Raw genomic sequence first — 21,330 nt, 5'->3', positions numbered from 1 at the left:
GGCGGTTGAAATATTGATGCTGTTCGCGCCATCACCGCCTGTTCCGACGATATCGCAGAAAGTGTAATCCGGCCGTGGAAATGGCAGGGCATTTGCCAGTAATGCTTGGGCTGCGCCGGCGATCTCCTGAGGTTGTTCACCGCGTAATTTCATGCTGATAAGTACAGCAGCGAGTTGTGATTCACTTAATTCTCCTTGAATAATGGCTGCAAATAGTTGCTGGCTTTCTTGTTGCGTCAGTGTCTGCGCATTAAACAATTTGTTGAAAATAGCCTGCATTTTCATCTCCCCTTTAATTTAGTGCCCAGACCAGAGTTTGTTCAAGTAATTTAGCGCCCTGAGTTGTGAGAATTGATTCTGGGTGGAATTGAAATCCACAAACCTTATGTGTATTGTGGCGAACCGCCATAACAGTATCACCACAACGGGCAGAAATAGTTAGTTCGGATGGAATTTTGTTACCCGCGAGAGAGTGATAACGGGCAACCGGTAGAGGATTGGTCAAATTAGCGAACATAGCTTGATTATCGTGTTCTGCCAGAGAAGCTTTGCCGTGTAGGATTTCATCAGCGGTGGAAATTTCTCCACCATAGGCTTCAATAATGGCTTGATGCCCAAGGCAGATGCCGATTACTGGGATTTTGCCGATGATTTGTTGGAGTAATTGAGGCATACAACCGGCGTCAGAGGGTTTACCCGGTCCCGGTGAAAGCATTAATAACGGTGAAGAGAGCATGCTTAATTGCTGCATAATCATTTCAGTTGCAACAGTATTGCGATAGATAACCACCTGATGACCATGATTACGTAATTGATCGACCAGGTTATAGGTGAATGAATCCACGTTGTCGAGTAGCAGAATATTTGCCATTAGAAAATCTCCTCTGCTTGATGAGCTTCAATAATTGCGCGAATGACTGCTTTTGCTTTGTTACGAGTCTCTTCGGATTCTGCTAAAGGTTCGGAATCTAGCACGATACCGGCGCCAACTTGAACAGTCGCTATGCCATCTTCCACGTAGGCAGAGCGAATAACGATGCAATTATCCATATCTCCTTTGCCGGTGAAATAACCGACAGCACCACCATAGCTGCCCCGGCGTTCATTTTCATAGTGAGCGATAAGTTGCATTGCGCGTACCTTCGGCGCACCAGTAAGGGTACCCATATTCATACAAGCTTGATAAGCATGAAAGATATCCAAATCATGGCGTAATGTTCCCACTACGCGGGAAACCAGATGCATAACAAAGGAGTAGCGATCAACTTTTGTCAGATCTGCGACATAACGGCTGCCTGGTTCACAAATGCGAGCCAGGTCATTACGGGCCAAGTCGACCAGCATCAGGTGTTCGGCTAATTCTTTATGATCTGTTCGCATCTCCAGCTCGGTCCGGCTGTCCAGATCGGCATCCAGCTCTCCGGCCGCATTGCGCCCACGGGGGCGAGTGCCGGCGATCGGGTAAATTTCAATCTGGCGATTGGATGCATCATATTTAAGTGCGCTTTCAGGAGAAGCGCCAAACAGACAGAAATCTTTGTCCTGCATGAAAAACATATAGGGACTTGGATTGCGGTACTTAAGCTTTTGATAAGCATGAAGCGGCGCCGGGCAGGGCAGAAAGAAGCGTCTTGATGGCACCACCTGAAAAATATCTCCCTGACGGATATATTGCTGCAACTGTGCCACCATTTCTGCATAGGCTTTATCATCCCGATTGTATGAAACTTTCATGGTTGGCAGAGAGATTTGCTTTACCGGCTCAATAGGTTCGGTAATGAGCGCCGCTAATGTTTTCAATCGTTGCTTAAGGCGTTGCTTTTCTGCTTGAGAATCACTGAAAAGGGAGATTTGCAAACGTGCATTTTTATTCTGATGGTCGATCACTAATAACGTTTCTGCGAGATAAAAACAGAAATCAGGACAGCGTTGAACGGTTTTTACGGTTGGTAATGGCTCAAATCCGGCCACCAGATCATAGGAAAAAAGACCGCCGACAAATATTGCGTCTATGTTGTGTGGAAATGAATTGTGTGATGGCTCTTCCTCCAGAGAAAGCAGGGCGCGCAGTGCATCAAATACGGATATCGCTTTCAGACGATTATCTTCATCTATATTGTGATTGATTGGCGGGAAGGTAACTTGAAGAGCATTATTTGTCATTTCAGATTGGACATTGCTGGCCAATTTATTGGCCAAAATGGGTAATAAATTCCGACCATTTTCGGTCAACGCGTCAAAAGTAACCTGATTGCCGTTGGCGCTGATACGTAAGGCGCTATCGATAATCAACAGACTTTTTAAATTTTTTTTGCTGTTAATTTCCGCAGATTCCAGCAATAAAGTTGCTGGTCGTTCACCGCAGAGTTGGTTGAATAGCAGAGTAGGATCGGGTTGATAAGCGGTTTCCTGCTCGATTACTGTGATTTTTGGTTGTTTATCCGTCATTTTCTCGTCCTGTTAATAAGTTACGTATATAAAAAAACCCGCTGTTTAGGCGGGTTTTGGTAATTTGGCACTGTTGATTTATGTGCGTGACCATACCGCCCTTACTGGGAAGTTATGCCACCAACGGATAGACGTCATACATGCAGCCATTTTCAGTGCCTCTTTAGTATTAATAAATAGATGGTATACAAGACAATATCTTTCTCACTCTTGTACTAGTAAACTGGATCGGAATTTATGTGTCAAGTATTTTTTGCAAAGGTTAATTGGTACGCACATTCGTTACGGTGTAACAAAAAATAGTTAGAAATAAAATAATTATAGGATTCTTAATTTTAATAAAACTATTACTTCACTGTCACAAATAATGCATATTATCATTTTATAATATAGTCATAATATATATTTAGTAATGTTAAATATATAAATCATGTTTTATTAAAAAAGAATATTAACGATAACAGATTTTGACTAACACGCAGAATTGGCTGGATTTTATCTGAGTCAATAGGCCGAAGGAAAAAAGAGACTGTTAATTTTTATATCTGTATATGAAAAAAAGAGGTTTAGCTAATATTACTGTAAGAAGTAATATTCAGGGCTCTAACATATCGTGTTATTTAGAATTTAAATCTTTATAAGTTAAAGCTATGTAATTCTTTGTATTCAATACGTTATAGGTATTCTTGGCTAATCTGAATACTTATAGGACTCTACTTAATTCTGGCATTGGCTGCCATGATTTAACTCTCTGATGTTTAAACAATTGTATCGCTAATGGAGTGAGATATGAGTGAAAATGAACCAAAAGCAGATAGCCAATTGGTGTATGAAACTGATCCACATAAAGTTAAGGATTCAGAAGAGGGCGCGGCGCAAAAAACTTATCGGTTAAATGGTTTTGATCCTAAAACAACCGATGGCGTATTATCATATACACCGACAAGACTTGCTAAAACGGTTTTTAATACTTACGAGGAGAAAGATGATTTTGGCGTTTTCTGCTATTTATCTGATTGGTCAATCTATGATGCGCGTTTGGTTGACACAGCAACGGAAGATGATTTTAAAAAGTATGGTGGCAGAAGTGCTGATTTAATGCGTTTTAAGGGCGATAAAGAAAAAGGAAAACCGTTTAAGAGAATCATCTTTAGTTTTGCAGGTATTATTGGAGATGCCGGGGATAAGAGAGCAACCATCATTGCTGCGGCGGGTAAAGATGGATGGCAAATGGGGGATGCTGAACAAGATATTTTAGAGAATCACGAAGGCAAACCGATTCCAATTGATCCTTGGGCAGATGTTGCAGCCTACCTTAATTGTGGTTTTACTCAGTGGGCAGGCAATCCTGTAGACTTATATCAGCAGGATAAAGCCCAGGGGGTATTAGGAGGTTTACGTTTACTCAAGGAGGAAAATCCAGATCTGGAAATTTCTGTCAGTGTTGGCGGTTGGTCAATGAGTGGTGCTTTTTATAAAGTTTGTCGTGATGAGAAACTGCGCCAACGGTTTGTTGAAGGGGTCAAAGATTTATACACCAGATTCCCCATGCTAACCCACATTGATCTTGACTGGGAATATCCTGGTTCTGCGGGGGAAAATAATCAATTTGATGAAGATGATTATAAGTATTTTGCTGAGCTTATTAAGGATTTAAAAAATGCAAATATCAGTAATTTAAAAGGAATTAGTATTGCTGCTCCCGCCGATATAGAAAAAATAAAAGCAGCGAATATTCCACAATTGATCGCCGCCGGTGTCAATGAAATCAACTTAATGACTTATGATTTCTTCACATTGGGTGACGGAAAGCTTTCTCATCATACCAATCTTCATCGCAATAAGGATGATCAGTATTCTAAATATTCAGTCGATGATGCAGTTAACTATCTTATTTCTTTAGGTATTAATAAGAAATTTATCTATATCGGTTATTCTGGTTATACTCGTAATGCCAGAACTGCGGAGTTAGAGAGTAAGAATAATGAGCAACTCGTTGGGAAATATACTGACGGAACATCCACAGTAGGAGGTTTCGAATACAGCGTAATTGAATGGACAGATATTATCTATAATTATGTTGATTATGAAAATCAAATAGGTCGTAATGGCTATACGGTTTTCCATGATCCAATAGCGAAGGCTGATTATCTTTACAATAAAGAGCTCAAAGTATTTATGTCATTAGATACGCCACGTTCAGTCAGAGAAAAAGGCCGCTATGTTAAAGAAAAAGGACTTGGTGGTTTATTTATTTGGACCGGCGATCAGGATAATGGCTTGTTAACAAATGCTGCTCATGAAGGATTGGGCCGTAAAGCAATTAAAGAAGTTATCAAAATGGACCCGTTCTATTTTGAAGGTGATCTTCCTTCTTACGATAAACCGAAAGAGAAACAGTGTGAAGCATGTAAATTAAATTGAATTTATACTTTAAAAAAATCTCACTATTTAAAGTGGTTATAGTCTCTATAACTGTGCTATTCAGGTGTTTCCGATTAATTAGGTTGGGAATAATACGATGGACAAATATAAAAGCATTTCTCGTGAAAAACAGGATATAACAAAAGTATCGCCATTATTAGCAGCGGTGGCAGAGATAAAATCATCAGCAGCGCCAATATTACCGACACGTTATATGCTGGCGAACTCAGAACAGAAGGAAGACAATTCTACTGTCACGCTACTCAATACACTCCAACGTCTGGGTTATCACTCAATTTTTGATATTATTGAAGTATCAAAACAGCGATTTATTAAACGTCATAACGAATCTTTATCAGGTCATGCCGAGGTAATCTTTGATAAAGCAGTGAGTGCGGCTAATCAATTGGTACAAAGTTATCGGCAAAGACAATTGAGAGATTACGATGGCGCATCATTAACAAAAGCGAGTTATCAGGCAAGATATTCTTTTTATAGTGGTGACAATACCGACGAAAAAGAAAAATTGCCTGATTATAGTAATTTATTTCCTGAGCCTTGGGATGATTTCTGTCAGCCAGACGCTATTGAGGCCCTTGATAGTCCGGTAAATTACCTGCTTGATCTTTATAAATTTGTACAACAAATCGAGTTGGATGGTTCCAATAGTGCTGTGGGATTGGAGCAAAGGCGTGCTGATATTCCTGACTTATTACTTAATAGTGATAATCTTTACAAAGAGATTACAGCAATCTCTATTGTGAATGATGTTTTGTCGGAAAGTGCCAGGGAATATATTGATCAGACGGGCCATGCGGATAAACCGGTTAATCAGGTTTTGGGAGAGACTCGTTTTCCATTTACACTACCTTATAGTTTACCTTCCCAACAGATAAATAAAGGCTTAGCCGAAGAAGAGACGGAATTAGGCACGATTATTCAGCAAGTGGATCAGCAATTTCCCTGGCATATCTTAACTGAAAAGCGTGATCAGGCTTTGCTTGCTTATACTCAATTGAGTAAGGAGCAAATGACTTTACTGACAGAAAAAAGCCCATTTGCACAAAACCTTTTATCACGTGAACAACTTATTGAGAGTTATTTCAGCACCAGTACAACAGAAGTATTGCCTGAGCGTGATATTTCAAAACATGCTTATATTATTCTCGCTGATGATAATGTCACTGGTCCGACATGGTTGAGTGATAATATTGATAAAGCTTATGACGAGATTGTTATTACTTGCGAAAATAAAGCGAAAGAGACGATCAAAGTTAAACTTCGTGGTGAAAATGTTCTGACCTATAATCGTGTAAAAGCGAGGATGGAACCATTTAATAATTCATCGCCATTTAGTCGGCAACTAAAGTTAACGTATGTAGAAAGCGATAATAGTGAAATTGGTAATTTAGATAATGGTCCTTTCTTTGGCGCAATGACAGTTTATGCTGCGGTACCCAAAGAAAACACAAATAATTCCTCGGTAAATATTGAAGGTATTAACTTCCTGACCATGACTTACCGCTTCGCGATTGCTAAACAAGGCACTGCACAAGCAGAGTTATTGCCGGAAGCTGAACAATTCTTCCAGGATAATTACGGCCTTTCCGCGGATGACAGTGTGAAATTAAAAGAGGTTCTATCTTTTGGTCAACAAACAGGATCGAAAGTGACAGATCTCGAACATTTGTTTAGTAGTGGTGATTTCCGGCCTTTAGTTTCGTCTAATGTGTTATTCTCTAACCCTATTTTCGATAGTGGGCAAACGTCAGAACACTTTCCAGCACCTTATCACTATGGTGGTGTTTATATCAATGCGGGGCAATTAGACGCATTAAGCATTGTGAGAACGGACTCTGGACGAGAAATAGATGCAGTTTCTGATTTTCGTTATGATCGAATGAATCGTTTTATTCGTTTACAGCGTTGGTTAGAGCTACCTTATCATCAGCTTGATTTATTAATAATTTCAGCAATAAAAGCTGAACCCAATAATGCAGATCTGACTATTTCCAATAATACATTAAGAGCATTAGGTTTATTCCGCCATTTATCAACACAATATAAAGTATTACCGGAGATGTTTGCTGGATGGATATATCAAATTACGCCATTTGCTATCAGCAATAATATTCCATTTTTTGATCAACTGTTTAATCAGTCTAAACTTTTTGACCAGCCTTTAATGCTGGATGGGAAAGAGTTTAGCTATGCAGAAAATCAAGGAGAGGGCGCGAAAACAGTTAAACAATTGTGTGCAGGGTTAGCTATTTCTTTATCCACGTTTCAAGTGATTGCACCTATCGTTGAGAAGGCGTTGAAGCTCTCTTCTGGCAAATTGGTGCGTAATCTTGATGTCGTGTCCAGACTTTATTGCCTGGTGACTATTCCGCGATTATTTGGTTTTTCTGCGGAGGATGGATTAATTCTAGCCGGTATTTTGACAGGTGAAGAGGGATATTTGGCGAATATTCCAGTCTTTAAAGAAAAAGATGAGCAGAAAGATGATATTCTCAGTGTTATTGCTCAAATGGAGGTTTTGACTGCTTGGTTGGCTAAAACAAAGCTGACACCGATCAAATTTTCCTTATTATTAGGTAAAACTCAGCTTCCCGTGGTGCCAACAAGTGGCATGTTAACCTTTTATAAGGGAATTTCCGATGGTTTGACTGATAATGTGCGTTTACAACAGTCTGATTTTAATCGGCAAGAAATCAATGATATTGATTGGTGGAGCATTCTATCAGATGAAAATGGCGTTTTTGATAAGGATAATGGTTTAATCAAAGATATTCCATTGGTATGGGGAAAAACAGATGAAGAATCTTTGCGGAAAAAGATTGAAGATATTTTAAATGATAAGAAGATAAATCCAGATAATAATCAAATTAATATCGTCGTGCAGATCATATTGCAAGCCAAGACCGCACAAGAAAGTCTATTATCTAGCGCTATCGCGGGTGAATATGGGGTATCAAGAGATATTGTTCCACTACAACTGCGTTGGTTAGGAAGTGGTGTCTATTCAGTACTGAAACTGGTATTAGATAATACGCCAGAAAAAGTTGAAGATATTAAGAAAGAGTTTCTGGACTTGACCTATAGTCTGTTAGTTTATACTCAATTAATTAATGCATTGAGCATAAGTAATAATCTGTTGTTATTGCGTCTGACGAATCCTAAATGGCTGGGATTAAGCATGGATGAAACAACGGAAATATCATTATCATTAGATGAAATTTTCCTGTTGAATCGCTATCAGGATTTACTGGAAAATGCGAAACAAAATGAAGATAAAATTCAAGAATATTTTACTTTTGCTAACAGTGAAACTTCACCGGAGACAAGAGAAGAGGATAATGATAATTATAAATGTGCGCAATTACTGGCTGAGATTTTAGATTGGGACCCTGATGAAATTTCTCTTGCTTGCAAAAAAGGAGGATTAGATAAAGAACGTGCAATGACCTTATCTCAAATAGATTGGATACGACGATTGCAACAATTTTCTGTGAAAACCAATTTGTCCGTTGAGCCTTTATTAGGTGCTGGCGCACTTGACGTTAATTCAGATTTTGAAGCTTTCCAAAGTATCGGGGAAGCGGTAATGGCTGCATTAAAAGCGCAAGGAGATGATGAGAATGTCTAATTTAATTGAAGCAAAATTACAGGAAAATTTGCGTGATGCGTTAGTTGATTATTATCTTGGTCAGATCGTTCCGCATGATACCGCTTTTCAATCCTTGCGTGAAAGAATTCAAAATGTGGATGATTTATATGATTTTCTATTATTAGACACGCAGGTTTCTTCTAAAGTAAAAACAGCTCGTGTCGCACATGTTACTCAGTCTGTACAACAATATATTAACCGTATTGTTTTGAACTTAGAGTCAGGTTTATCGATGACTCAGGAAGATGCGGATAATTGGCAGGAGTTTGCTAATCGTTATGGTTATTGGGCGGCAAATCAACAACTGGCTATTTACCCGGAAGTCTATGTTGATCCCACATTACGTTTAACCAAAACAGAATTTTTCTTTCAACTTGAAAGCGCGCTTAATCAAGGTAAGCTTACCGATGATGTTGCTCAGAAAGCGATATTGGGATATTTAAATAACTTCGAAGAGGTCAGTAATTTAGAGGTGATTGCCGGTTACGAAGATGGTGTTGATATTGCCGATGATAAGATCTATTTCATTGCTAAAACACGAACTCAACCTTACCGTTATTTTTGGCGAACTTTAGATGCCAAACAGCGTAATAATCAGACTGATGAACTCTATCCTACCGCCTGGAGTGAGTGGAAGCTGATTAATGTTCCTTTAGAAAATGCGTATAACGGTATTATTCGTCCAATTATCCTGAATAACCGATTATATATTAGTTGGTTTGAAGTTTCTGAAGAAAAACAAGATAAAGATAATAGTATTAAATATCGTACCAAACTTAATTTAGCGCATTTAGCGTTTGATGGTACCTGGAGTACCGGCACGACAGTTCGTGAAGATTTACTTGATCATTCTATGAAAGAGTTAATTGCGGTTCTCGATCGTACCGGAGATGTTGAACGTTTAGCGTTGGTCGCATTTGTACGTTTGAAAGGTATAGATGAGAAGACCGGGCCTTATGATTATGATGAAGTTTTCACCTATGTTTGTGACAATCTATTGATGGCAGCGACGGATTTACCTAAATCCACTTCAACGCTATCCGATTTGGACGCATATGGCGCGGCTTTAGTCTGGTTCTATTTCCGGGAACCTTCAAATGGCGGGCCGGATGAATATAAGCAATTGGTGCTTTATCCCGTTAATAATAATATGAAATGGCCGATAGCCGAACCACCCACATTTGAAGGACAACTGGGTAAAATAGACGATTTCAAGCTGGACGCGACTTATGTTGACGGGACATTGAATATGTATCTTACGTCCACTTCAACGTATAAATATGATTTTAGCAGAAGCAAAAATATCCTTTATTGTATTTGGTTGGAAGATAGTCAGGGTGAACGCTGTTGGTTGAATTATAAGATACTGACTCCAGAAGATTATGATCCAAAGCTGAGTGTGACATTAAACCGTTGTGATAGAAATGATGTGACGGTTGTCACGGGTTTTAGTTTGCCGTCAGAAACTGGAGATGTTGCAGGTAAAATTAGGACTAAACTTAGTGTGGGTAAATTGCTTCGCGATAAGGTTCAAATTAAACAGACTAAACAAACCCAATATTTGCAATTTCCAAAAGAAGAGCAACCAGAGGAACCATTAGAAAGTTGGTATTCTGATAAGGCAATTCGCTTAAACACCCTGTTTGCAAAAGAATTAATTAGTAAGGCGAGTCAAAAACTGGACAAAGTTCTCAGTTGGGAAACGCAAAATATTCATGAAGAACCGATTACCGGTAATGTTTCAAAACCTATCGATCTTAAAGGGGCAAATGGTATTTATTTTTGGGAATTATTCTTCCATATGCCATTTATGGTGGCCTGGCGGTTTAATGTGGAACAGCGTTATGAGGAAGCCAGTCGTTGGACTAAGTTTATTTTTAATCCTTTTGAAAGTAATGACGAACCGGCGCTGGAACAAGATAAGCCACGTTATTGGAATAGTCGCCCGATAATTGACGAGCCAAAGAGGTTACGTAGTCTGGTAGAACCGGCTGATCCTGATGCAATTTCTGCCAGTGAACCTATTCATTATCGTAAAGCGATTTTTAACTTCTACGTTAAGAATATTATCGATCAGGGTGATATGGAATATCGCAAGCTACAGCCAACGGCCAGAACGGTGGCACGTCTGAGCTATGCAACGGCAAGTTCATTATTAGGTGCGCGTCCTGATCTCCAATTAGCCAGTTCCTGGCAGCCAATAACCCTTGAGGATGCATCATATAAGAAGAATAGCGCGGTACGAGCATTGGAGATGATAAGTTATCCCTTGCCTTATGCCCCGGTGGTTCATGATAGAACTATTCGTGCGCTGGATAATGATCTCTTCATGAAACCGATTAATGAAGAGTTAACGGCCCTGTGGGATAGAATAGAAAACCGGATTTACAATTTACGGCATAATTTAACGCTGGATGGTAAAGAAATTTCGATGGATCTTTATGATTCGAAAATTTCTCCTCGTGGATTAATGAATCAGCGTTATCAGCGAGTGGTTGCTGCCAGAAATGCCAGCAGAATGAATTTCAGAGTACCCAATTATCGTTTTGAACCGATGTTGGCGCGGGCGAAATCGGGTGTCGATACGTTGATACAATTTGGTAGCACATTGTTAAGTTTGTTGGAACGGAAAGATAATTTGAGTTTTGAATCATTCCAGATGGTTCAGAATAATGATCTCTACCGTTTTGCGGTTGACCTCCAGCAACAAGATATCAATATTAATCAGGCCAGTCTTGATGCATTGCAGGTGAGCAAACAATCTGCTCAGGATCGGTACGAACATTATAAAAGTCTTTATGATGAAAATATTTCGTCAACGGAACAGCAGGTTATTGAATTACAGGCTCAGGCGTCTTCCGCTCTGTTAGCTTCACAAGTATCAAGAACGGCTGCGGCGGCACTGGATTTGGTGCCCAATATTTATGGATTAGCCGTTGGGGGGTCACATTGGGGGGCGGCTTTAAATGCGGTTGCTGAAATAGCGACGTTGAAACATCAGTCCGATAGTACTAAAGCTGATAGTCTCAGTGTTTCTGAATCTTATCGCCGCCGCCGACAGGAATGGGAACTGCAATATAAACAAGCTGAATGGGAAGTAAAGTCTATTGATCAGCAAATTAATATTCAGCAGTTGCAGGTCGGAGCCGCACGTAAGCGTTTGGCGCAAGTTGAAGCGCAACAACAACAATCTCAGGCGCTGTTGGCTTATTTCTCCAGCCGTTTTACTAATGAAAGTTTATATACTTGGATGATTAGCCAGATCTCAAGTCTCTATTTGCAGGCTTATGACGCTGTTTCTTCGTTGTGTTTATCCGCACAATCCTCTTTACAATATGAGCTTGGGTTAGGCGAGCAGAATTTTATTGATGGTGCGAGTTGGAATGATCTTTATCAAGGGTTGTTAGTCGGTGAAAATCTGAAATTGGCGTTGCAACGTATGGAACGCACTTATGTTGAGCAAAATTCACGTAAATTGGAAATTATTAAAACGATTTCGCTTAAATCTTTACTGGATGAGTCTTGGGAAGATAATCTCAGAACTTTAAAAGCGCATAATGCAATTACCTTTAATTTGGATGAGTTGAAACAATTTGGTACGGATTATCCGGGTTTATTTAATCGGCGGATTAAATCTGTTTCGGTGACGTTGCCGATGTTAATTGGCCCTTATGAAGATATCTGCGCCAAATTAAGTTTATCGGGTGTGAGTAGTTATACGACAAAAGCGGATCTTAAAACCGTTGAAAAAATGTTGAAAGAGGGAACGCGTGCGGAAACGCCTTATACCGTTCGTAGCATCCAACCAAATCAACAAATCGCTTTATCTACAGGGATTAATGACAGCGGAATGTTTACGCTTAATTTCGATGATGAACGTTTCCTACCTTTTGAGGGAGTGGGGGTAGGCTCGAGTTGGAATTTCCAATTTACCAATACATCGCAGGACTTGGAAAGTCTGACTGATGTGATTCTTCATATTCGATATACCGCGCAAGAGGGATCTGCATCATTTGGCACGGCTGTTAAAGCATTATTGAACAAGGAACACCCAGATTTGGCATAACGGGAATTAAGAATTAAGTAAATCAGTCATCTGAATTTAAAGTTCTTACTCGTTATCATTAACATTCAAATTAGCCTCTTCTATCCGTGTGGAGGCTAAATATAAATTTCATTGGAGTTTATAAATGGTAAACAAATATACTTATACCTCATCGAAATCCATGTCCGACATAAGTGATATTATTGGTGAACCATTAACCGCATGGAAAAATCAGGCAGGCGGCCAAGTTTATAATGTTATTTTTAATAGTGGTGTTTATACCAATACCTATTGGGTTGAGCGCTGGCATATTCCTGATCCTGCGGCTAAAGAGGGAACACCGCACAACGCTTGGAAATATATTCGTCAGGCGACAGAGGAAGAGATAAAAGAGCACGGAAATCCTACTGATGGGCGTGTTGATCCGACCGAAGATATTCCTTCACCGGTTTTACAACCGGATGATATTACAGAACAAACCTATCAAAGACCGGATGTTAATTTTAAACCTGATGGTTCAGCGGGCAGTCTTTCTTATACTGCGACACGTGTTTGTCGGCCGATGTTTAATGAATATGAAAGCGATAAATCCAGACCGAAACTTTCTGCTTATATTACTGATTGGTGCCAATATGATGCGCGCTTAGATGGTAAGGATGAAGAAGCGGGTGATCGGGGAAGAGGATTTGATTTAAGCACTATCAATGTGGCTGCCTATGATAAATTAATATTCAGCTTCTTGGGTATTTACGGTGATACGGGTGTAAAAGGGGATAAGATTAAAGAAGTTGCCGATGGCTGGAATAGCCAGAGTGAAATCAAAATTACCGAAGGCCATATTGTTCCGCTTGATCCTTATGGTGATTTAGGGACTGCCCGTAATGTGGGATTACCTCAGGAAAGTGCTAATACTAATATTAATGCAGGAACATTTCTGCCTTTCTATCAACAAAAGAAAGCGTCCGGTTTATTAGGCGGATTACGCGAATTACAAAAAACGGCGCGTTTAGCGGGTCATAAACTTGAACTGGCTTTTAGTATTGGTGGCTGGAGTATGTCCGGTTATTTCTCCGTGATGGCGGCTGATGAAACAAAACGTGGCGTTTTTGTTGACAGTATTGTTGATTTTTTTGAGCGCTTTCCTATGTTCAGTTGTGTCGATATTGACTGGGAATATCCCGGAAGCCCGGGTGAGGATGGCAATGTTTACGATCCGAAAGATGGAGAACATTACGCTCTGTTGATTAAAGAATTACGTGAATCTTTGGATAGCCGATTTGGGCGAGGGGATAGAAAAGAGATCTCCATTGCTTGTAGTGGTGTAAAAACGAAATTAGAGACATCCAATATTGCCGAATTAATCAAGAATGGTTTGGATAACATTTATTTAATGAGTTACGACTATTTTGGTACCGGGTGGGCGCCTTATATCGGCCATCATACTAATCTCTATTCGCCAAAAGACCCTGATCCATCAGGTGCGTCTGATTTATCCGCGGAAGTTGCTATCAATTATTTACATCAGGATCTTGGCATACCTTTGGAGAAAATTCATTTAGGTTATGCTAACTATGGTCGTGCAGGCAAAGGAGCAAAGCTTGAAACTCGTGAATATAATAAAACTGGCGATGCATTAGGAACAATGGAAAAAGGTTCACCTGAATTCTTTGATATTGTTAATAATTATCTGGATAGCGAACATACTCTTGCTACCGGGAAAAATGGCTTTGTGTTAATGACGGATACCAATGCTGATGCCGATTTCTTGTTTAGTGAAACAGAGGGACACTTTATCTCATTAGATACACCACGCACGGTGAAACAGAAAGCGGAGTATGTCGCTAAGAATAAACTGGGCGGTATATTTTCTTGGTCAGGCGATCAGGATTGTGGTTTATTGGCGAACGCGGCCAGAGAAGGAATGGGTTATGTCGCTAAATCTAATGATGAGACCATCGACATGGGGCCACTCTATAATCCGGGTAAGCCCTATTATTTGAAATCGATTGGCTAGATGAAGGAAAACGCTGATTAATTCTTCTCTGTCAGTAAAAAGGGATATTGTGTTTCTCATCCGTGAATTTCTTCATTCTTAAAATTACTCTATTCAGCCCGATATTTTAGGGCTGAATAGGGCTCTATTCTGTAAAATGTCACCGTTTATCGCTAAGCTATACCTAGCTGTTTAATTAGAGAACGGAATAATGACAAATTCAACGACTGAATGGGTGACAATTTATGATCTGCATAGTCATACGACTGCATCGGATGGTTTACTTTCACCATCAGAGTTGGTTGAACGGGCAGTGGCAATGGGCGTTAATGTATTGGCTGTGACGGATCATGATACAACGGATGCTATTTTGCCTGCTAATGAACATATCAGTCGGCACAACTTGCCATTAAAACTGATATCAGGCGTTGAGATATCTACCCTGTGGCAAAATATGGAGATTCACATTGTTGGTTTAAACATTGATATTCAATCAAACGCAATGGTTACATTACTCGCTAAACAAGCTGAACTCAGAAAAGAGAGAGGAATTGAGATAGGCCGAAAATTGGCAAAGGTAGGTATTTCCGATGCTTGGGCAGGGGCGAATCGGTTAGCGAAGGGTGGACAAGTGACGCGAGGCCATTTTGCCCGTTATTTAATTGAAATAGGCAAAGAGCCAACAATGGCGAAAGTATTTAAAAAGTATCTGGCAAAAGGAAAAATCGGATACGTTCCACCTCAATGGTGTACAATTGAACAAGCTATTGATGCCATTCATCAATCAGGTGGTCAAGCAGTCATTGCTCATCCGGGACGATATGATTTATCGACCAAATGGTTGAAGCGTTTGATTGTCTGGTTTAAACAACATGGTGGTGATGCAATGGAAGTTGCACAGTGCCAGCAGGCGCCTAACGAGCGGCAATATCTTGGTCAATTGTCGCGGGAATATGATTTGATGGCTTCGTTAGGTTCTGATTTTCACCAGCCTTGTTCATGGATAGAGTTAGGGCGTAAATTGTGGTTGCCCGGTGATGTGGTACCAATATGGCGTAACTGGTCACTGTAGGGGCTGCATAAAATTAAGAGGTAATTTATGAGCCAGTTTTTTTATATTCATCCTGATAATCCGCAGCCGCGTTTAATAGGGCAAAGTGTGGATGTGCTTAAAAAGGGTGGGGTAGTTGTTTATCCAACAGATTCCGGTTATGCGATTGGTTGCCATCTGGAAGATAAAGATTCGATGACTCGGATATGCCGTATCCGTCAGTTAGATAGTCATCATAATTTCACCTTAATGTGCCGGGATTTGTCAGAAATATCGACCTATGCTTATGTCGATAATTCCGCTTTTCGTCTGATTAAGAATAATACGCCGGGTAATTACACGTTTATTTTGCGTGCGACGAAAGAAGTACCTCGTCGTTTGATGAATGATAAGCGGAAAACCATCGGGTTACGTGTTCCATCCAATCCAATTGCTTTGGTGCTGCTTGAACAAGTGGGTGAACCATTGATGTCCACTAGCCTGATTTTGCCGGGCAATGATTTTGCTGAATCTGATCCTGAAGAAATTAAAGATAATTTGGGAAAATTGGTTGATCTGATTATTCACGGCGGTTATTTAGGGCAACAGCCTACAACCGTGATTGATTTAACTGAGGATACGCCAGTGATAATACGGGAAGGGGCTGGCAATATCACGCCATTCTTATAAGCCACGCAGTAATTATTTTCAGAATCTATATAGAGCCTGTGTATTATATGCAGGCTTTATACTTTTGATTTTTTAATTGAATAGAAATGATTATTGTTATTTCGAATTATTAATGCTGATTCAATAAAATAAAATTATCATCTATTTAATAATTAAGTTGATTTTAATAACGTGATAAGGAAATATTTACCGCACCTAAGGTAAGTATATTTGCTAATTATTTAATCATATTATTAGGTATAAAATCTTTGGGCTGGCTATTTAATATAAATAACAGCGTAAGGTTATCCATCCATTATAAAATCAAGGGATATTGAAAATGTCAGTTGTTAATTCCTCCGATCAACCAGTTGATGTCAGTAATGTTCATACCTGGCCAAAATCACCAGATAGGGATTTAACCGCATGTGGGCGTGACGCATATGCTGAAAAATCAGTGCAAGAAGCATTGATCGGAGATCCTGATAAAGCGATAAAATTAAGCGAATTAAATGATATTCTGGCTACCTGTGAACCTTTTGACTTTAACGGAGTCACTTTATATGCAAAAGATCCGGTATTGGCCCTAATTAAAGCATTATCAGAGAAAAATGGTTATTTATTGGATGATTCATATCCTCCTGAACAATGGCAAAGTGGGGGGGTTGATAAGCATAGTCGTATTAAAGATTTTATTGAATCTCCTGGCATGTTTATTAAAGGGATAGAGATGATCGATATGGGGCAGCTTTATCTTGGCAATTGTGGCTTTGTTAGCACCATTGGAGCAATTGCGTCCCATCCAGAAGGGCATAATTTGTTATTCTCTTCCATTTATCCGCCAGTTTATAATGCAACGGGCGTTTATTCCGTTAGAATCATCAATCAATCTAAGATGGGTTATTTATTGATTGACGATGATCTGCCACGCGTTAGTTTCTCTGCTATGGAAGATAAAAATGAATTTTGGTATTACCTGATTGAAAAAGCGTTTGCGAAATTGCATGGAAGCTATGAGAATTTAGGCGGCGGTAATGAAATCTATTTTGGTATAGAATCGACTACGAACACCAGTATTAATCAGGATAATCAGGATCGTATTTGGGATGAAAAATTTATCGATATCTTCAAAGTAAAACATCATGTGACTTATCAAGGAACGGGTTCGTCTACGGATTTGGTATCAGGTCATGCTTATTTAATATTAGATGCTCAGCAATGGAATGATATTAAGTTAGTACGACTGCATAATCCGTGGAATGTCGTCAAATACAAAGGTCCATATTCCCCCGGATCTGCTGAATGGAAAAATATTCCAGAAGACGTGCAAAATGATATATTCCAGAATAGCCGATATGAGGGGAAATCATTCTGGATGCCATATGATCTCTATGTTAAGAATTTACCAAAAATCAGCGATATGTATCTCAGTGAAACCGTTCCCGATTCACTGAAAAGTATTGCAAATCCATCTCCAATTCAAGAGTGAATAAAATATCGGTTTTGCCAGGATTGACTTGTCATTCACTAATTTAATATTAATGCCTGGTATTAATGGCAATTTAAATAAAACTTAATGAAATGGTGGTCTTAAATTTATAATTTATGACCACTTTTATGTTATTAAAAAATTATATTTTATCAATTATTTGATAATTGAAAGAGTGAGTGGAATGGTCTTTTATTGGAACTTTAGCTTGATAAATACTCTGCCCATGATATCGTTTGCTGGTTTTAAGTGTTCTGTTTTTAATCTGATTACTAAATCCCGGTTGTTTAAAAAACTCTCCCATATTACCAATAGCACCCTTATTCGGTTGATAAGGCTGTTTATTCTTCCCAACAATCGAGGCAACCGAAGCTTTGCTGCCGATAGCACCATTAGTTACTTAAGAGAGCCTTTTCGGAGGAAAAATTTGGATAGTTCTAACATAAAGGCAAACTCTTATTGGAACAAAATACCGACTAAAAATCAGCACCTTGTTAATAAGCTGAACCCCAGCTTTTTAGCTGGGGTGATTGTTATTACTTCTTTTCAGGATAATTATAATGGTCTGGGATCTTGTAGTCTTCGGGGATTTTTGGCCAATCATATCGATCTGTCCAGCCGATCATTTCTATATCTTCAAAGATTCCATCAAAAAAATTACGTAAATTCATTGCATATATCCTAGCCATCACTAATGCTGTCTGAACTGCAATCATATCATTTTGGTCAAGGGCTTTTTTCAATACCGCAAACATGGATATCAGTTTTTTGAGCTCATCTTGCAGTTCATCATCCAAATTTAACGAATAATCAAGGCTGCCATTATTATCAAGCTCATTTTTTGAGATATTGCAAGTTGCTGCTAGCTCGACTAAAATCGTTTTTATGTCATTTAACTTGTTTATTTCAGTCAATTTTAAGTTTCCTCCCTTGACCAGCTTTAGTTTTATCCACATTTACTGAACCATCTAAATTAAGGGCTGCTTTAAAATTATTTTTACTATCAAAAAGCTCAAGGTGGTTTTTATGCGATCCATCCAAATACAGTTGATCGCCTTTCTTGATTATATCACCCAGTTTACCCTGAGCTTGATAAATACTTTGCCCCTGATATCGCTTACTGGTTTTAAGTGTGTTGTTTTTAATCTGCCCCCCAAACCCCGGTTGTTTAAAAAACTCTCCCATATTACCAACTGCACCCTTATTCGGTTGATAAGGCTGTTTATTCTTCCCAACAATCGAAGCAACCGAAGCTTTACTGCCGATAGCGCCATTAGTTACTTAAGAGAGCCTCTTCGGAGGAAAAATTTGGATAGTTCTAACATAGAGGCAAACTTTTATTGGAACAAAATACCGACTAAAAATCAGCACCTTGTTAAGAAGCTGAACCCCAGCTTTTTAGCTGGGGTGATTGTTATTACTTCTTTTCAGGATAATTATAATGGTCTGGGATCTTGTAGTCTTCGGGGATTTTCGGCCAATCATATCGATCTGTCCAGCCGATCATTTCTATATCCTCACATATATTCCCGAAAAAATTGCTTAGATCCATTGAGTTAGCTCGTGCTCGATTTAAAGCAGCTTGAACAGCAATCATATCTTTCTGATCAAGTGCTTTTTGTAATAAAGAAAAATCACCCAATAATCGATTGAGACTGAGATTCAGTTCCTCATCCAGATTGAGTGTGTAATCTACATTTCCTTCATCATATAATTCATGTTGGGGAATATTACAGATTCGAGCCAGTCTGACTAACGCTTCTTTTAATTCGTTCAATGAATTGATTCTAGTCAACTTTCAACCTCCTTCCCTTTCCTGCACGAGTTTTATCATCGTTTATAGTACCATCCAAGTTAAGAACGAACTTGAACCTATCTTTACTATCAAATACTTCTAAATGATTCTTGTGTGACCCATCTAAATATATTTGGTCACCTTTACTAATATTGTCGCCCATTTTGGTTTTAGCTTGATAAATACTCTGCCCCTGATATCGCTTGCTGGTTTTAAGTGTGCCGTCTTTAATCTGATTCCCAAACCCTGGTTGAGTCAAGAATTCTCCCATATTACCAACAGCACCCTTATTCGGCTGATAAGGTTGTTTATTCTTCCCAACAATCGAAGCAACCGAAGCTTTACCGCCGATAGCACCGCCAATACCAGCAGATTCTACCGCTTCTTTGGCTATCAGTGCACCTTTTTCCCAGGCAGGCAACGAGTTATACAACAGCCCTAAATCGTTCTGATTTTCTGTCGTCACAAACTGGCTGATACGGTGGGTATCTTCTTCTGACAGACCGAACATCCATCTCAGACCACTAATGGCATCTGCCGTTTTTATCCCACCGTCCATTTCGGCCTGATAGGTCAATGTACATAACCCGCCATTCCCGGCACAGTGAGATAACATTTCTGCCCGTTGCGCGGCGCTCAGTTTGTTGTATTTGTTCCAGATTGCTTCGGTAGGCGTTCCTTGCTTATTGGCTTCCTGTAGCTCTCTGACCAGATTGTAGGCATTCATGGAGTTCAGGTGGTTAAAGAGAATAACAATTTCTCCGGCATTAGCCCCACTGTTAGCGCCTTTGGCGCTGTTGGTCGCAATGGCGCCTGCGACGCTGCCGATGATTTTGCCTCCCGCCTGAATTTTCATTGGATCATTGAATGTTTTATCCAATGTTATCGCGGCCAGCTCTGCCGCTAATGCCCCGGCAGCAGCCCCTTTGGCATCACCGCCGCCAATTTCCGCAGCAAGGGCAGAAACCGCCGCATGGCTGATAGCTTTTCCGGGTAAACCTAACACCTGACCGTTATTTCCAATCAATCCGGCTCCTTCGGCGTTAATCTGGCTGCCAATATTGGCCAGTAATGCGGTGGTAAAATTGTCCTTGAAACTACCGCCATTGATGGCTGTACCCAGGCTGGAACTGATAATGGATTGACCTGCGATCCGTTGAGCCACTTTGCTCCAGTCGCCATTGCTCAGTTTAGGTAATGTCGCTTTTGCCGGGTTAATCTGAGCGCCATTGGCGGCTTTATCCCATCCCATGACGTTATCAAAACCCGCCAGCGCGCCACCAATCGCCATCGATGTGATAGTTGATTTAACGGTGTCGCTGCTTCCCATCACTTTTAAGGTTTTGGATAAGTCACCTTGGTTATCCACCAACGCGACCGCTGCTTGAGAAGCGAGTGCGGCCATGCCGGAAGCCGTCGCGCCGTAAGCGACTGAGCTTATGGCGGCGGCAGTGCTGGCAGTAGCGCCCGCTGCCGTCGCTGCTGAACCCGCTGTACTTGCGGCTGACCCGGCAACCGAAACCGTTAATCCGGCTCCCGCTGTCGCAGCGGCGACGGCTATCGCGATAACCGCAGAGACCACCGGATTCAGGTGCTGGCTTTTATAATCCCAACTGTCATAGGCATCTTTAACTAAGTTCCATTGAACGTCTTGACGTTCATTGAGTCCTTTTAGCCAGGCGGTTTCCGGCGTATTGCCGAATACTGATACCGCATTCTGTAACGATTGACCATTTTTGGCTTTGATATCCGCGCTAACCCCTTTGG

13 protein-coding genes, 1 pseudogene and 1 other annotated feature are annotated in these 21,330 nt (G+C 40.1%); of the genes and pseudogenes, 7 read left to right on the top strand and 7 right to left on the bottom strand.

Annotated features, from left to right (window positions below):
• The 3 genes and pseudogenes from Phpb_RS26680 to Phpb_RS07920 all read right to left on the bottom strand — a co-directional run.
• A pseudogene (locus Phpb_RS26680) lies at positions 1-279 on the bottom strand (anthranilate phosphoribosyltransferase); the annotation flags it as partial.
• 13 nt (positions 280-292) lie between these two features.
• Positions 293-871, bottom strand: coding sequence for a glutamine amidotransferase-related protein (locus tag Phpb_RS07925; RefSeq protein WP_065389875.1), 579 nt, complete (start codon positions 869-871; stop codon positions 293-295).
• The gene (locus Phpb_RS07920) at positions 871-2,448 is read right to left on the bottom strand and encodes an anthranilate synthase component 1 (protein ID WP_065389874.1); all 1,578 of its coding nucleotides are present in this window, start codon (positions 2,446-2,448) and stop codon (positions 871-873) included. Before Phpb_RS07920 ends, Phpb_RS07925 begins: the two co-directional genes overlap by 1 nt.
• 28 nt (positions 2,449-2,476) lie before the next feature.
• Positions 2,477-2,577, bottom strand: a sequence feature (Trp leader region).
• 660 nt (positions 2,578-3,237) lie between these two features.
• Here Phpb_RS07920 and Phpb_RS07915 point away from each other — a divergent pair.
• The 7 genes from Phpb_RS07915 to Phpb_RS07885 all read left to right on the top strand — a co-directional run bounded on the left by Phpb_RS07915 (position 3,238) and on the right by Phpb_RS07885 (position 17,768).
• A complete protein-coding gene (locus Phpb_RS07915; RefSeq protein WP_065389873.1) occupies positions 3,238-4,872 on the top strand; it encodes a glycoside hydrolase family 18 protein in 1,635 nt (544 codons plus the stop codon).
• Between the two features lie 97 nt (positions 4,873-4,969).
• Positions 4,970-8,521, top strand: coding sequence for a Tc toxin subunit A (locus Phpb_RS07910; RefSeq protein ID WP_065389872.1), 3,552 nt, complete (start codon positions 4,970-4,972; stop codon positions 8,519-8,521).
• Positions 8,514-12,608: a Tc toxin subunit A-related protein gene (locus Phpb_RS07905; RefSeq protein ID WP_065389871.1), complete on the top strand. Its 4,095-nt coding sequence runs from the start codon at positions 8,514-8,516 to the stop codon at positions 12,606-12,608. The genes Phpb_RS07910 and Phpb_RS07905 overlap by 8 nt, the downstream gene beginning before the upstream one ends.
• Before the next feature lie 124 nt (positions 12,609-12,732).
• A complete protein-coding gene (locus tag Phpb_RS07900) occupies positions 12,733-14,601 on the top strand; it encodes a glycoside hydrolase family 18 protein (protein ID WP_065389870.1) in 1,869 nt (622 codons plus the stop codon).
• 190 nt (positions 14,602-14,791) lie between these two features.
• Positions 14,792-15,652, top strand: coding sequence for an RNase RNM (gene rnm, locus Phpb_RS07895; RefSeq protein ID WP_065389869.1), 861 nt, complete (start codon positions 14,792-14,794; stop codon positions 15,650-15,652).
• A gap of 27 nt (positions 15,653-15,679) precedes the next feature.
• Positions 15,680-16,300 carry an L-threonylcarbamoyladenylate synthase gene (locus tag Phpb_RS07890; RefSeq protein WP_065389868.1) on the top strand — a complete coding sequence of 207 codons (621 nt, stop codon included), beginning with the start codon at positions 15,680-15,682 and terminating at the stop codon, positions 16,298-16,300.
• Positions 16,301-16,619: 319 nt separating this feature from the next.
• Positions 16,620-17,768, top strand: a complete 1,149-nt coding sequence (locus Phpb_RS07885; protein WP_240492457.1) for a C2 family cysteine protease — start codon at positions 16,620-16,622, stop codon at positions 17,766-17,768.
• Between the two features lie 536 nt (positions 17,769-18,304).
• Here the strand turns inward: Phpb_RS07885 and Phpb_RS07880 are convergent.
• From Phpb_RS07880 to Phpb_RS27230, 4 genes are all read right to left on the bottom strand, one after another.
• Positions 18,305-18,682, bottom strand: a complete 378-nt coding sequence (locus tag Phpb_RS07880; RefSeq protein WP_065389866.1) for a DUF6853 family protein — start codon at positions 18,680-18,682, stop codon at positions 18,305-18,307.
• Complete coding sequence (locus Phpb_RS26305) at positions 18,675-18,953, bottom strand: hypothetical protein (RefSeq protein WP_065389865.1); 279 nt, start codon at positions 18,951-18,953, stop codon at positions 18,675-18,677. Before Phpb_RS26305 ends, Phpb_RS07880 begins: the two co-directional genes overlap by 8 nt.
• A gap of 232 nt (positions 18,954-19,185) precedes the next feature.
• A complete protein-coding gene (locus tag Phpb_RS07870) occupies positions 19,186-19,563 on the bottom strand; it encodes a hypothetical protein (protein WP_065389864.1) in 378 nt (125 codons plus the stop codon).
• Positions 19,556-21,330: DUF637 domain-containing protein (locus tag Phpb_RS27230; protein WP_276204260.1), on the bottom strand; the 1,775-nt coding region annotated here is incomplete at its 5' end. The genes Phpb_RS07870 and Phpb_RS27230, both read right to left, overlap by 8 nt.

Source organism: Photorhabdus namnaonensis (assembly GCF_001684335.1).
GTDB lineage: Bacteria > Pseudomonadota > Gammaproteobacteria > Enterobacterales > Enterobacteriaceae > Photorhabdus > Photorhabdus namnaonensis.
This window is presented reverse-complemented; position numbering and strand designations above follow the sequence as displayed.

Bases quoted from the DNA above. Each gene is read 5' to 3' on its own strand.
- Phpb_RS26305 (WP_065389865.1), bottom strand. From the start codon at position 18,953: ATGGGAGAGTTTTTTAAACAACCGGGGTTTGGGGGGCAGATTAAAAAC.
- Phpb_RS07915 (WP_065389873.1), top strand. From the start codon at position 3,238: ATGAGTGAAAATGAACCAAAAGCAGATAGCCAATTGGTGTATGAAACT.
- Phpb_RS07900 (WP_065389870.1), top strand. From the start codon at position 12,733: ATGGTAAACAAATATACTTATACCTCATCGAAATCCATGTCCGACATA.
- Phpb_RS07920 (WP_065389874.1), bottom strand. From the start codon at position 2,448: ATGACGGATAAACAACCAAAAATCACAGTAATCGAGCAGGAAACCGCT.
- Phpb_RS07905 (WP_065389871.1), top strand. From the start codon at position 8,514: ATGTCTAATTTAATTGAAGCAAAATTACAGGAAAATTTGCGTGATGCG.
- Phpb_RS07925 (WP_065389875.1), bottom strand. From the start codon at position 871: ATGGCAAATATTCTGCTACTCGACAACGTGGATTCATTCACCTATAAC.
- Phpb_RS07885 (WP_240492457.1), top strand. From the start codon at position 16,620: ATGTCAGTTGTTAATTCCTCCGATCAACCAGTTGATGTCAGTAATGTT.
- rnm (WP_065389869.1), top strand. From the start codon at position 14,792: ATGACAAATTCAACGACTGAATGGGTGACAATTTATGATCTGCATAGT.
- Phpb_RS07910 (WP_065389872.1), top strand. From the start codon at position 4,970: ATGGACAAATATAAAAGCATTTCTCGTGAAAAACAGGATATAACAAAA.
- Phpb_RS07890 (WP_065389868.1), top strand. From the start codon at position 15,680: ATGAGCCAGTTTTTTTATATTCATCCTGATAATCCGCAGCCGCGTTTA.